13 protein-coding genes are annotated in these 12,776 nt (G+C 53.8%); 7 read left to right on the top strand and 6 right to left on the bottom strand.

The features are described from left to right. Positions 1-54 precede the first annotated feature (54 nt). Positions 55-816: a PHP domain-containing protein gene (locus ACXAE6_RS07640; RefSeq protein WP_475146396.1), complete on the bottom strand. Its 762-nt coding sequence runs from the start codon at positions 814-816 to the stop codon at positions 55-57. A 291-nt stretch (positions 817-1,107) separates the two neighbouring features. Here ACXAE6_RS07640 and ACXAE6_RS07635 point away from each other — a divergent pair, with 291 nt between their 5' ends. Continuing rightward, a complete protein-coding gene (locus tag ACXAE6_RS07635; protein WP_475146392.1) occupies positions 1,108-2,778 on the top strand; it encodes a methyl-accepting chemotaxis protein in 1,671 nt (556 codons plus the stop codon). 143 nt (positions 2,779-2,921) lie between these two features. Here the strand turns inward: ACXAE6_RS07635 and ACXAE6_RS07630 are convergent, their stop codons facing one another. Beyond that, the gene (locus ACXAE6_RS07630; RefSeq protein WP_475146390.1) at positions 2,922-4,373 is read right to left on the bottom strand and encodes an aldehyde dehydrogenase; all 1,452 of its coding nucleotides are present in this window, start codon (positions 4,371-4,373) and stop codon (positions 2,922-2,924) included. A gap of 139 nt (positions 4,374-4,512) precedes the next feature. Here ACXAE6_RS07630 and ACXAE6_RS07625 point away from each other — a divergent pair, with 139 nt between their 5' ends. From ACXAE6_RS07625 to ACXAE6_RS07615, 3 genes are all read left to right on the top strand, one after another. Further along, positions 4,513-5,409: a helix-turn-helix domain-containing protein gene (locus ACXAE6_RS07625; RefSeq protein WP_475146388.1), complete on the top strand. Its 897-nt coding sequence runs from the start codon at positions 4,513-4,515 to the stop codon at positions 5,407-5,409. A 186-nt stretch (positions 5,410-5,595) separates the two neighbouring features. After that, positions 5,596-6,906 carry a hypothetical protein gene (locus ACXAE6_RS07620; protein ID WP_475146386.1) on the top strand — a complete coding sequence of 437 codons (1,311 nt, stop codon included), beginning with the start codon at positions 5,596-5,598 and terminating at the stop codon, positions 6,904-6,906. Beyond that, positions 6,899-7,069, top strand: a complete 171-nt coding sequence (locus tag ACXAE6_RS07615) for a hypothetical protein (protein ID WP_475146384.1) — start codon at positions 6,899-6,901, stop codon at positions 7,067-7,069. The genes ACXAE6_RS07620 and ACXAE6_RS07615 overlap by 8 nt, the downstream gene beginning before the upstream one ends. 137 nt (positions 7,070-7,206) lie before the next feature. Here ACXAE6_RS07615 and ACXAE6_RS07610 read toward each other — a convergent pair whose 3' ends face one another. Continuing rightward, positions 7,207-7,569, bottom strand: coding sequence for a DUF6164 family protein (locus tag ACXAE6_RS07610; protein ID WP_475146382.1), 363 nt, complete (start codon positions 7,567-7,569; stop codon positions 7,207-7,209). 76 nt (positions 7,570-7,645) lie between these two features. Here ACXAE6_RS07610 and ACXAE6_RS07605 point away from each other — a divergent pair, with 76 nt between their 5' ends. Further along, positions 7,646-8,020: a hypothetical protein gene (locus ACXAE6_RS07605; protein ID WP_475146380.1), complete on the top strand. Its 375-nt coding sequence runs from the start codon at positions 7,646-7,648 to the stop codon at positions 8,018-8,020. A gap of 54 nt (positions 8,021-8,074) precedes the next feature. Continuing rightward, positions 8,075-8,560, top strand: a complete 486-nt coding sequence (locus ACXAE6_RS07600) for a YajQ family cyclic di-GMP-binding protein (protein ID WP_392804703.1) — start codon at positions 8,075-8,077, stop codon at positions 8,558-8,560. A gap of 33 nt (positions 8,561-8,593) precedes the next feature. On the opposite strand, the gene ACXAE6_RS07595 is transcribed toward ACXAE6_RS07600, so the two are convergent. Continuing rightward, a complete protein-coding gene (locus ACXAE6_RS07595) occupies positions 8,594-9,643 on the bottom strand; it encodes an amidohydrolase family protein (protein ID WP_475146377.1) in 1,050 nt (349 codons plus the stop codon). 143 nt (positions 9,644-9,786) lie between these two features. On the opposite strand from ACXAE6_RS07595, the gene ACXAE6_RS07590 reads away from it, so the two are divergent. Beyond that, the gene (locus ACXAE6_RS07590; RefSeq protein WP_475146374.1) at positions 9,787-10,407 is read left to right on the top strand and encodes a class I SAM-dependent methyltransferase; all 621 of its coding nucleotides are present in this window, start codon (positions 9,787-9,789) and stop codon (positions 10,405-10,407) included. 12 nt (positions 10,408-10,419) lie between these two features. Here ACXAE6_RS07590 and ACXAE6_RS07585 read toward each other — a convergent pair whose 3' ends face one another. Both ACXAE6_RS07585 and ACXAE6_RS07580 read right to left on the bottom strand, forming a co-directional pair. Next, positions 10,420-11,943, bottom strand: coding sequence for a hypothetical protein (locus ACXAE6_RS07585; protein WP_475146371.1), 1,524 nt, complete (start codon positions 11,941-11,943; stop codon positions 10,420-10,422). A 258-nt stretch (positions 11,944-12,201) separates the two neighbouring features. Then, on the bottom strand, positions 12,202-12,738 hold the full coding sequence (locus tag ACXAE6_RS07580) for an RBBP9/YdeN family alpha/beta hydrolase (protein ID WP_475146369.1): 537 nt from the start codon (positions 12,736-12,738) through the stop codon (positions 12,202-12,204). Positions 12,739-12,776: the final 38 nt, after the last annotated feature.

Here is a 12,776-nt window from a genome sequence, read left to right as displayed (position 1 = left end):
TGTCTGCAACCGAGGCGCTACCTTAGGCAGCGACCGCGGCTCTGTCAATACGCATCAATCCGGGTCGAACTGGGCCGCCCAGACGGCCAGGTCTTTGGCCACCGTTTTGCCGTGCTCACCGAGAAACTTCAGAAAACGCGGAGCATTGGCAGTAACGATGCGCGACTCAGGAAAACCCACCGCTTCGGCCTGGGCGATGGCCTGATCGAACTCACCAACGGTGAAGGCGACGTGTGAATCGGAGCCAAAGGAGACTTTCCAGTCGAGGCGGTCGATCATTTCCAGAATATGCCGGCAATGCGGCTCGCTGCCGAGGCGCGAATGCGTGAAGGAGGAATTGTTGATCTCCAGCAGCACATTGTTGTCTTTGGCGGCGCGAATCACCTCTTCCACATCGATCGGATAATTCGGGTTGCCGGGGTGGCCGATGATCTGGCAATGGCCACTGGCAATGGTGTTGATCATGGCGCGGGTATTGGTGGCTTTATCGGCGGGCGAGAACACTGGCTCGTGAAAACTGGCGATGGCGAAATCGAGAAACCCGTGCAGTTTTTCCGGAATGTCGACACCACCGTCGGGCTCGAGAATATTAGCTTCGATGCCGCGCAGCATGGCGACGTTTTCCACCACCCGTGGAATCACTTTCATATTGCCGAAATGCCAATAGTGCGCGCCGTCCGGCATGGTCGGGGCGTGGTCGGTGATGCTGAACAACTGCAGGCCTTTATCGCGGGCGATGCGGAAGTAATCGTGCACCGTGCTGTAGGCGTGATCGGAAGCGACGGTGTGGGCGTGGGTGTCGGTCAGAATGCGCATGGAAATTCCTGAAGCGATGCAAAAACACCAGCCTACCACAGCGCAATGACAGGTCGGTGTCGGAAAAACTTGAGTACGATCTTCGGCTAAGAGCACTGAGGCCGATTATTGACTATATTGAGCCATGGGATTGTACGTTTTTTATACAAAATCGAGCTGGAATTGGCCCTATTATTCTAATGAACGCTCGTAAATTAGTGTTCTCTAAAATCTACCAGTGGTCGATTGGTGTCACTTCTGTCCGCCTCGACCATACTCCTAAAAACAACAAAATTAATGGAGCGCCACAGCATGAAGCTATCGTTGAAAGCTTTGTTGTACGGTATTGCGGTGTTACCGGTTATCGCTTTGGCGGTAGCAGGCATCGGCACCCAGTACTTGGGTAACCGCACCTTGCAGGAACACACTGCAGAACACATCCACAAGGCCGTGATCGAAATTGAAAGCCAGCGGCTGAAAACGATCATGGATTCCGTTGAAGGCCTGATCCAACCCTACCTCGAACAACCTGGCTTGGGTGGCCGCGACGCCGCCATGGAAATGCTCGGTAATTACAGCTTCGATGAAGGCGATGGTTATATCTTCGGCTACGACGGCGAAGGTGTCCGCCTGCTGCACCCCGGCGGCGGCATTGGCAATAATTACTACAACCTCCAGGACGACAACGGCACCTATCTGATCAAAGGCTTGATCGACGCGGCCAAAGCAGGGACCGGCTATTTCACCTACCTGTTCCCACGTCCGGGCGGTGACATTGCCGAACCTAAATATTCCTACGCCATCTGGGTGGGGCAGTGGAACCTGATGCTCGGCACCGGGTTTTATATCGACTCGGCGGAATCCCTGACCGGCGCTATCCGCGACACCATTGTCGATGAAGGTCGCGATATGATGTCGACCTCGGCCATCGTCATGGGTGCAGGCACCTTGTTGATTCTGGGGCTGATCACCTTGCTGGTGCGCGGCATCTACCGGGCGTTGAATGCCTTGGGTGGTTCGGTCAAACGACTGGCTTCCGGACAGGGCGATTTAACCACCGAACTGCCGCGCAGTGGCATCGATGTATTCAACGATCTGGCGCAGGATTTCAACACCTTCCTGGGCCAATTACGCGATGACATTCGTCAATTAAACCAGGATGTGGCCACCATCAGTCAGGTGTCCGATCAGGGCACCGAATCGGCCACCTCCATGGCGCGCGAAAGTAACGATCAGGCCGAATCGGTTTACTCCAACGCCACCGCCGTTGAAGAACTGGCGGCTACGGCTGCGGACATTGCCAATCATTCCGAAGAAACCCGCAGTCGTTCGGAAACCGCTCAGGAACAGATGCAGGGCATTAATGAACAGTCGGTTGCCACCCAGGCAACCCTGGGTGAACTGGATGCGCTGTCGCAGTCCGTCGAAGAATCCATCAACGGTCTGGACCAGGAAATCCAGAGCATTTCGCGCACCCTGGATGAGATCAACGGTATTTCTGAGCAAACCAATTTGCTGGCGTTGAACGCTGCCATCGAAGCGGCTCGGGCGGGCGAACACGGCCGCGGTTTCTCGGTGGTCGCCGACGAAGTTCGTCAGCTGGCGCAACGCACTCAAACCAGCACCGACGACGTCAGCACCATTCTCGAACGGCTCAATAGCATGGCTAAGGAAACCGTCGAGAAAATGCAGTTGTCGCGTACCCAACGTGAGGAAACTCTGGCGGCGATGTCACGCATTGAAAGTATGGTGAACGACGCCAGCGCACAGATGAACGCCCTGGTGGAAATGAACCACCAGATCGCCACCAGCGCCACCGAGCAGTCGTCTGTGACCACCGAGATGTCGGCGCGCACCGCCATGGTGGCTGAGGCTTCGGAGAAGGTGAAAGCCAAGGCGACCGAAGTGCAGGATGTAATGAGTCAGTTGAAAACGGTAGCAGGACGGATCGATCAGATCGCCCGGAAATTCCAGGTCGATTAAGCAATCGTAACAGCCCACAGCGACGACAGACTCAAGCGTTACCCAACAAAAAAGCCAGGCTGATAAAGGTCAGCCTGGCTTTTTAATGAGCCGTACTTTTTAAAGAGCCTTACTGTTTTAATAAGCCCTGGTTTGGCGGCGTATTAGAACGGATAGTGCCGCCCCCCCCACTGGTTGGTCACCCAACGCAGCTCGGTAAATTCATTGATCGCCGCCTTACTGCCGAAGCGACCATAACCACTGGCCTTAACGCCGCCAAAAGGCATTTGCGCCTGGTCCTGAACGGTGGGGCTGTTGATGTGGCATATGCCACTGTCGATGCGGCCCGCCACCGCCATGGCTTTATTGAAGTCCTGACTGAATACCGCCGCTGACAAACCATACTGGCTATCGTTGGCGATGCGGATGGCGTCTTCTTCGTCCTGGGCGCGCATGATCGACAGCACCGGGCCAAAGGATTCTTCGCTGTAGATTTGCATCGAGGAGGTGACGTTATCGATCAAGGTCGCGTCCATTAACACCGAATTGCTGCGACCACCGGCCAACACCTCAGCACCTTTACGGCTGGCGTCGTCAATCAGGCGATTGAGTCGTTCCAGAGCCGCCTCATTGACCACAGCGCCCAGGATGGTATTGCCCGCTTCGGGTTTGCCTGCGGTAATGGTGCGCGCTTTTTCGGCCAGTTTGGCGACCAGTTTATCGGCGATGCCGGGCGTAACGATCAAACGTTCGGTCGACATGCAGATCTGGCCCTGGTTCATATAGGCACCGAAAGCAGCGGCGTTAACGGCGGCATCGACGTCGGCATCATCGAGCACCACCATCGGCGCTTTGCCACCGAGTTCAAGCAACACCGGCTTAAGGTTTTCCGCGCACAGACCAGCAATGATACGACCCACGCGCGTCGACCCGGTGAAGTTCACGCGGCGCACCGCCGGGTGTTCGATCAAGCTTTTCACGATCTCCGGCGCGTCTTCAGGCGCATTGGTGATCATATTCAGGGTGCCTTCGGGCAAGCCAGCTTCGCTCAGCGCTTCGGCAATCAACTGATGGGTTGCCGGGCAAATTTCCGACGCTTTAAACACCACCGAATTACCACAGGCCAGCGGCATGGCCACCGAACGCACACCGAGAATGATGGGCGCATTCCAGGGGGCAATCCCCAGCACCACGCCCACTGGTTGACGGATACCCATGGCCATCATGCCCGCTTCATCCGACGGAATGATGGAGCCGTCGATCTGGGTGGTCATGGCCGCCGCTTCACGCAACATCGACGACGCCAGGTGAATGTTAAACCCACCCCACATGCCGGTAGCGCCCATTTCCTGCATAACGCGCTGGCCAGCTTCCTCGGCTTTGGCAGCCAGCTTGTCGGCTGCCAGCAATAAGACAGCACGTCGCTCGCCCGGGGTTTTCTGTGACCAGACCGGAAAGGCCGCGGCCGCTGCATCGGCCGCCGCACGAGCATCGGCTACCGTCGCCGCTGCGGCAGTAGTGACGACTTCCCCACTGATGGGGTTTTTGACTTGGTAAGTCTGGTTGTTTTGCGCATTGCTTGGCTGACCGTTCAGCCACAGGGGGACTTCGTACATAGCTAGCTCCTCGACCGTTGTTGTAGTTGTGTGTCGGTTCTGGCGCTAACGGTAGATAAAAGCCCGGGGCAGTAAAATGCTTTTGTATGGTACTTTTACGACAAATAATTGCACTTACTAAACGGCAGACGCTGAAATCATGACCAACAACCCACTGTCAGCGCCCATCCAGCGCCATCTGGACGTGGTCGAGGTAGCCTCACCCCATTCCGAACTGACCTGGACAGCACCGCGTCAGGAGTGGCGTCACTTTGCCCAGTGCGTGCTGCTGGAATCGGGCTCGGCGCTGGCCCTGTTCAAAGGCGCCAAGTTGCCACTCAAAGCACCGGCTCTGGCCTGGTTGCCCGCAGGCATGATGGTGCAGGCGCGCTTTGCGGCTGGTAGTCGTGGCATGCTGCTGTCGGTTTCTGAGGATTGGCTGGTGCCCGCCGTCACCGGCCGGCTTGACCCGGATTTGCCCTACCGCGTGTTGGCCGATACCGTCCATGCGGCGCAACCGGAAGATGGCGACTTTTGGCGCCTTATTGAGCCCTGCTTCGCCACCATTCGCGCCGAACTTCAACAAAGTGATATTGGTGCACGTTCGGTGGTGGCCGCCCAGTTAACGACGCTGCTTACCTACCTGCATCGCCTTGATACCGACAGACCGCCCCACCCGGCCTCGGGTGAAACCCGGTCTGTGGTCTATCAACGTTTTCTGCAATTGGTGGAGTTGCACTTTCGCGAGCATTGGAAGGTGCGCGACTACGCCGCCAGTATGGGTGTCACCGAACGGCGCCTGGAAGCAGCAACCCAACGCGATGCCGGCCAATCACCGAGCACACTGATTCAACGCAAACTACTCAGCGAAGCCTGCCAGCGACTGGCGCATTCGCCGTTGTCTGTGGCGGAAGTGGCCTATGGTTTGGGCTTTCGCGATCCGGCTTATTTCAATCGCTTTTTTAAGCGCCAGATCGGCGCTGCTCCAGGTGCCTGGCGGCGGGAAATGCGCGCGAAAGAGTTTCATGACGATACGACCTTTGCGGCCTGGCCGTGAGACTATAGCTCTAATATGTTGAATTAAGGGGCAGTGACTTCAAATATATGAAGTATATCTACGTTTGCGAGTAGTAGCTTTTAGATATCATATTATTATTTTTAATACACTCATGCTATTTCGCTACTGGTTGCATTGAGTGCATTCTAAAGGCTGAGTTAGTTTATAAGAACAAGAGAGGAATATATGACAGCGGAAGTCTTGGTAATGAACAAAATTGGCTTAGCACTTGCCGCAGATAGTGCTGTCACTATTTCTGGGGGTCCTGGAGAGTCAAAAACATATAACACTGCAAACAAAGTATTTGCTCTTTCAAAATATGAGCCAGTTGCAGTAATGATTTACGGTGGCGCCGAAATAATGGGCATTCCGTGGGAGGTGGTTTTAAAGCAATTTAGAACTTATTTAGGGCGAGCTAGCTACCCTACACTTGAAGAATACAAAGATGAGCTTTTTAAGTACCTTTGCGAAGAACTTTTACCTAATGAAGCATACGAGCGTTATGTTCGACAAAGAGCATTTGAATGTTTCACAGTCATAACAAAAGGTGCTGATAAGAACGTAGAAAAAGCTTTAGAAGTCGATGGAGAAATTGATGAAGATGCAATAAAAAAAATCCACCAAACAGAAATAAACGCTCTTTCAAATGTACTAGACTCCATAAAGAAAAACTCAAAAAACAAAGATGACATTAAACCGACGTTCACCAATTACCGTCCATTGGTGAAGTCTATTATTGAGCCCTTGATTCATTCAAGACCAATAAGTGGAAATACAAAAAGAAAATTAATAGATACATGCTTACTTTTTGCCATTCTTTTCCCTGGAATTAATAAATCGGGGCTTGTTCTTGCAGGCTATGGAAGCAAGGACAACTTTCCTGCTGCTAGAGCATACGAAATAACGAAAATACTAGATGGGAAAGTAGAATTTGATGAGGTATTCAATAGAAACATTGAATTAGGAAACACTGCTAGCGTAAGAGCGTTTGCTCAAACAAATGAAGTAGGCACGTTCATGAACGGCATAAGTCAACGATTCCTAGACTATTGCGCAAGGGATTTAAAATCCTTATTTAGCAAAGATTTTGGTGAAACATTATCCAACCAGTTATTTAACGATGGACTAGTTAGTGAAGACAACAAAGAAAAAGTTAAGGATTCCTTAAATGTATCTGGCTCAGGAATTGTAGATCAAGCAATAGAGCAGCTACAATTAATTAGTAGGGAAGATTTTTCGGGCCCTGTCATAAATGCGGTATCTTTTTTCTCTCCCACTGAAATGGCATCAATGGCAGAAACTTTAGTTAACCTTGAATCTTTTAGAAAGCAAGTAACTCTAAATATGGAAACTGTTGGCGGCCCCATTGATGTTTGCGTAATAACTAAAGGGGACGGTCTAGTATGGATAAAAAGAAAGCACTATTTTGATAAAGAGTTGAACCATCAATTTTTTTCAAAGTATAATTTAGACTTCGAGGGGGATCAGCATGATTAAAATTACATCAATGAAAGAATACTATAACTATATAAACACCAACCAACCTAAAAGATTATCAACAAAAAACAAGAGCGCCAAAGGCAACGCATATTACAACCTAGGGAAAACACTGGCAGAAAAGGCAGATGAAAATTTTGGTCAAAAAGTAGCAAACAGCTAGCCGCTGTAATGATTTGATCAAAACCGCGATTAATTCCCTGGCACTGGTGAGTCTTGTGTTGGCGTTTCGGGCTCCCCCTTATACGGGAAAAATGTTCTCGTTGATATTTCCTGTCTTAATTTCCAATATGATCAGAGCTACAAAAATGAAAAAAACGGTACCGTGGATACTAGGGCGACCACCGCCAAACCGATAACGATCACCACAAAGGCCAACGGACTGGCTTGGAACCGCGCCCGAATGGTCGGCACTTCACCGGCGCGCTGCGCGGCTTCGTATTCGCCGCGCATGCGGTTTTGACGTTCTTGCTGATAGGCCTCGATCACCGCTCGCGCTTCGGCTTTGCGGCTGTCGTCTATCAACCAAATCCCGGGCATGGAGATGCGCCAGCGACCGGCGCTGGTTTCATACGTTTCGAAGCCGTGGTCAGCGAGCAGTTGGCGCACATCATCGGCTTCATCGTCGGGAACGTTGTGCAATCGGAAGATCAGCTTGGCCATGGGGTTCTCGTGTTCGGCTTGTCAGTGGGCGGCGGCGGGCCTATGGTACTCGCCCCGAACGACAGGACCCAAGCCTATGTTGTTTTATGGCACTTCAGACATCGTCACTGAACTGGAAAGCCGGCCGCTGAATAACGGCGCACCGGCCGAGCGGGTGCACCTCAAAGGTGGGCCGGTGCTGGTGTTGAGTCAGAAGGCGCTGGCACTGTACAAGGATGCGGCCTCGCCGGACGATCCACTGGGTAATGGCTTGCTGGCGCTGGTCGAATTGGATGAAGCGCATCAGTTGGCGCCGGCGGGTGAACGCTTTGTCACCGAGCACCGCGCTGGCTATATTGGCCTGGCCGATGGTCAGGCGTTGCTGGTCACGCCCGCCGCCATTGTGCTTTACGCCAACCGCGATGATGCGCTGCGCAACCAAAATGCGCGGGCGCGACTGAATTTTGAATAAGCTTTAATGCTATGATGCGCCCTGCTTAACTGACTGAATCACAGCGAGAACACCATGCCGTCTTTCGACATCGTATCTGAAACCGACGAAGTCGCCCTGCGCCACGCCGTCGATAACGCCAACCGCGAACTGGCTACCCGCTTCGACTTCCGCGGTGTCGAAGCCAGCATCGAACAGAACGGTCTGGAAGTGACTCTGAAGACCGAATCCGATTTTCAGGTCCGACAGTTAGAAGACCTGTTTCGCAAAGCCTGCACCAAGCAGAACGTCAGCGCCGCCGGTGCCGATATTGATGACGAACCGGTGCATTCGGGCAAAACATTCTCACTGACGCTAACCTTTAAACAGGGCATTGATCAGCCGACCGCGAAGAAGATCGTTAAGCTGATTAAAGACAACAAACTAAAAGTTCAGGCGTCAATTCAGGGCGATCAGGTTCGGGTCAATGGTAAGAAGCGCGACGACCTGCAAGAAGCCATCGCTTTATTGAAAGGATCGGACATCGAGCTGCCGTTGCAGTTCAATAATTTCCGCGATTAAAGCATCGCTTTTGCCCAGCCATTTGCTGTTCGCTTAGTCGGTGCAAATGGCTGGCGCGGTGTCATCCAGCCCCAGTAAATCAAAATAATTCTGCCCCAGCGCGATGTTGCGAAAGGCGTCGTCATCCAGAAACTGGTTGATGTAGCTGTTGGCATCAAGCGCCCGCTCGTATTGTGAATAGCCGGTATTTTCCGAGGCGACGATGTCGGTTCCGGTTAATACGCGTTGCGAATATTGGTTGAGAAAATCAACGTAAAACGGCCGGCGTGTTGGCTCAGAAAAGTAGTAGTCGTAGAGCACGCTCCAGGAAATATCGACCCACAGATTCGGGTACTCATCCATCATCTCGCTGAGAATTCGCGTGTGCTGACGCGGCTCCATATCGCGTTGCTCGCGTGACATACCCAGGTGCATCCAGACGATGGTGTTGTCTGGGTAGCGCTCCAACACGGCCTGCATTAAATAAAGATATTTCAGCGGGTCCTGGTCGTTACCAAAATCCGCATGCAGCGCCAGTGGCATATCGCGTTCGCGCAGTCGGGCCATAAAGGGCGCCCAGGCGTCAATGTCTTCCAGGGTGGCCGGTTCATGCCCCCAGACAAAGAGCGCTTGCTTAACCAGATTCGCCTCACCCATCCATTGGAAAAAGCCGGGAAATTCGGCGTCAAGAATGTCCATGCGATCGACGATGGTTTCTGGGTGCTGTAAGTCGGGGAAGGTCATCGACAAGGTCAGGCCGACATTGCGCGACGGATGATCGGCCATGTTTTTGGCGTTGATAAAGTCGTTTTTCATCGTCGGCATGATGGTATCGGAATCGCACGGGCCGCCATGAAAACAGCCCCAATCCTGGATGCGAGTCTGACCAATACCGTAGACATTGGCGTAGCGAATGCCGGCGCGCTCCAGATATCCGATCAATTCTTCATGGGGCAGCGACGGGCCGCTGAAGGGCTGGAAATGCAGATGACTGTCGACCACAAAACGATGCGATTGTTCGGAACGGTCAAAACACTGAGCCGCGGTAGCACTCATCGTTAAGGCCGCCAGGCTCAGCGCCAACCAGGGCGTTTTGTGCATCATCGGGATCTCCAACCGCTTTGACCGCAGGCCAGTGTAGCGAAGATAACGGCCAAAGGGGCGGCCTTTACCACGATGACCATCGGCCAGTGGCGAGCGTCGCTTTTTTCTCCAATACTGCAGCTTCATGCCAGAGGTTGATCGATATGGAAGCACATCGTTTTTGGGACCGCATTGCCAACAAATACTATAAGCAGCCGGTACCCAGTGAAGCCGATTACCAGCGCAAGCTCGAGCTAACCCGCGAGTATTTCACTGAGCACAGCGAGGTGGTGGAATTTGGTTGCGGTACCGGCACCACGGCCGTCGCTCATGCGCCCTTTGTCAAACGACTGCGTGCTGTCGATATCTCCGAACGTATGCTGGCCATTGCCCGTCAGCAAGCGGCCGATGCCGGCGTTGACAACCTGAGCTTCAGTTGCGGCACGCTGTTCGATTTAAACCTGGCCGACAGCAGCGTGGATGTGGTGCTCGGTATGAGTATTCTGCATCTGCTGCCGAACCGGCAGGAAACCCTGGTGGAAGTGCATCGTATTCTGAAACCCGGCGGTTGCTTTATCAGCAGCACCGCCTGCGTCGGTGAAAAAATGGCCTGGTTTCGTTACCTGGTGCCAATCGGCCAAAAGCTGGGGTTGTTGCCCATCGTTAAGGTGTTCGATATGGACGAACTGAGGCAGGACATCAGCAACAGCGGTTTTAAGCTGCAATCCGATTGGGTGCCCGACAGTTCGCCCATGGTGCTGTTTACGGTGGCGACCAAGAACTGATCGCCACCGCTGTCAGCGGTATGCCGCCATCGCGCTGTCGCCCAAGTCGCTGTCCATGGTCGCTTTGAAATAAGCGCCTTGCTGCCATTGCTCATCCGGCTGGTGAAACAGATAGGCCGCGCCGGAACTCAGCGCCATACCAGGATGATAACCCGGTGCTGTCTCCAGCAAGCCAGCGTCTTCAGCGGCGGCACCAATGACCAGGGTTTTGCCATCTGCGCTGAGACTGAGGGCGCTGCCAAATTGATCCAGAGCGGCAGGTGCCTCGGCTTTCAGGTAAGCCGTTTGCTTCCAGTTTTCTTTCTGCTGATTAAACAGATAGACCGCTCCGGATTGCAGCGCATTGTTATTGTCCGCGCTGCCGGAACTGTCTTCCCACTGGGCGCTCACCGCCAGCACCTTGCCGTTGGCACTGAGCTGCAATTGCGTCCCGAAGCCATCATTTTTTTCGCCGTTGGCCGCTTTCAAATAGGCCTGTTGTTGCCATTGGCCGTTGCGTAATTCATAGAGGTAGACGGCGCCGGCGTTGCTCGCGCTGTTGTCCTGTCCGTCGCCACCGGCACCTGGTGAACCAGCCTCGCCCTGAGCGCTGATTGCCAGACGAGTGCCATCCGCATTCAGGCTGACGGCGGTACCGAAGTTATCGCGTTCATCAGCATAGCGGGCACTGAGCTTGCTCTGCAGTTGCCAGCCGTCAGTCTGCTGCGCAAACAGATACACCATGCCGGCGTTATGCAGGCGCTTCGTCACCCCATTCTCGGTGACAAAACCGTCGTGCTGATTGGCGCCAATGGCAAGTAATTTGCCATGTTCGCTGAGGCTTAAGGCGTGCCCGAAGTCTTCCATTTCCTGCGCCGGAGCACCCTTCAATATGGCACCTTGCTGCCATTGATCATTTTGATACTGAAACAAATAGACCGCACCGGCATTATGACGCTGGTTGTCGTTTCCCTTGGCGCTGTCACCGGAACTGTCTTCTCCCAAGGCGGCAACGGCCAGCGTCCGACCATCAGCACTGACTGTCAGTACTGTGCCAAAGGCATCAAAGCTATCGGCGTTGCTCGCTTCCAGTTGCGCCTCCTGATACCAGTGCTGCTGTTTACGTCGAAACAGATAGACCGCGCCCTGATTCACCCCGGCACCAACGGGTAGTTGCTCATCCATGCTATCGGTTTGCGAGGCACCGATGGCCAGCACAGAGCCGTCGGCGCTGAGGCTGAGCGCGCTGCCGAAGCGATCTTCCATTTGGCTGTCTTTGGCTTTCAGATAAGCCTGACGAACCCATCGGCTACCGGTGTTGTAATAGACATAAACGGCACCGGAATTAATGGCTTTGTTATTGAATTCGTCACCATTGATGCCGCGCGCCTCACTGTCTTCTCCCGGCGCACTGATGGCCAGAGTACGACCGTCAGCACTGATCGCTACGGCCGTGCCAAAGGCATCGCCTACCGTGGTCAATAGATGAGCCGATTTGGGCTGTGCCAGCTTCACTGTTTCGACAGCGCTGGGGGACAGGGTCTGTAAGGTCGGCATGGTCGATTCTGATTGATCGCAACCGCAGATGGCGCTGGTCAGAGCGGCCAGTAAGCAATAACGAAGACAGCTGATTGCGAATAAAGACGGGCATTGCATTGGCTTAATCCTTTGCCAGGTTGAGAGTGCCCTATGCTCTCAGGCAAGCGCTGAATTAAGCGTTTTAACAACCGTGGTAATTTGAGCAAATCGTTGTAGAAATCAGCAGATTTTTCTCACTACGCCAAAATTTACTCATTTCTATGATCAGGTGACCACTTAACGGTCAATCAAATCCTGTAACAAAGCCCGTCCTTCTGGCCAATCGCCCAGACCGCTGTCGTGATTAATATGGCCACAGTCGCCCAGACTAACCAGATGGCTGCCCCAGCTGCGGGCGCACTGCTGAGCAAATTCGGGCTGGGCGTAAGGATCGTCGGTGCTCATCACCAGCGTCGTTGGGAATGGCAGCCATTGCTGAGGCGGCTGCTCAAAGCCGGTAATAGTGCTGGGGAAGTGAGCGCCCTTGGGGTCAGGTGGGGCAACCAGTAACGCGCCATGGACGTCCGTCAACGGATGCTCCGCGGCCCAGAACGCAACGGTCAGACAGCCCAGACTGTGCGCTACCAACAACAGCGGTCGATTGGCATTCCGAGCCACGGCAGCGTCCAGCGCGGCCACCCAGGCCGCACGCTCGGCATGGAACCAGTCGCTTTGCTCGACGCGCTCAAAGCCCGCGTCCTGCTGCCATCGACTTTGCCAGTGCTGCGGACCGGAATTGCCGTAGCCGGGCAGAATCAAGCAGTGTGGCGTCATGGCGTTGACCTCGGTTCTGAAGCGGACCGTTATTGTCC

The sequence above is a fragment of the Saccharospirillum sp. ABV4_185 genome (assembly GCF_056159245.1).
Note: the sequence above shows the minus strand (reverse complement) of the source record. Positions and strands in the feature narration are given on the sequence as shown.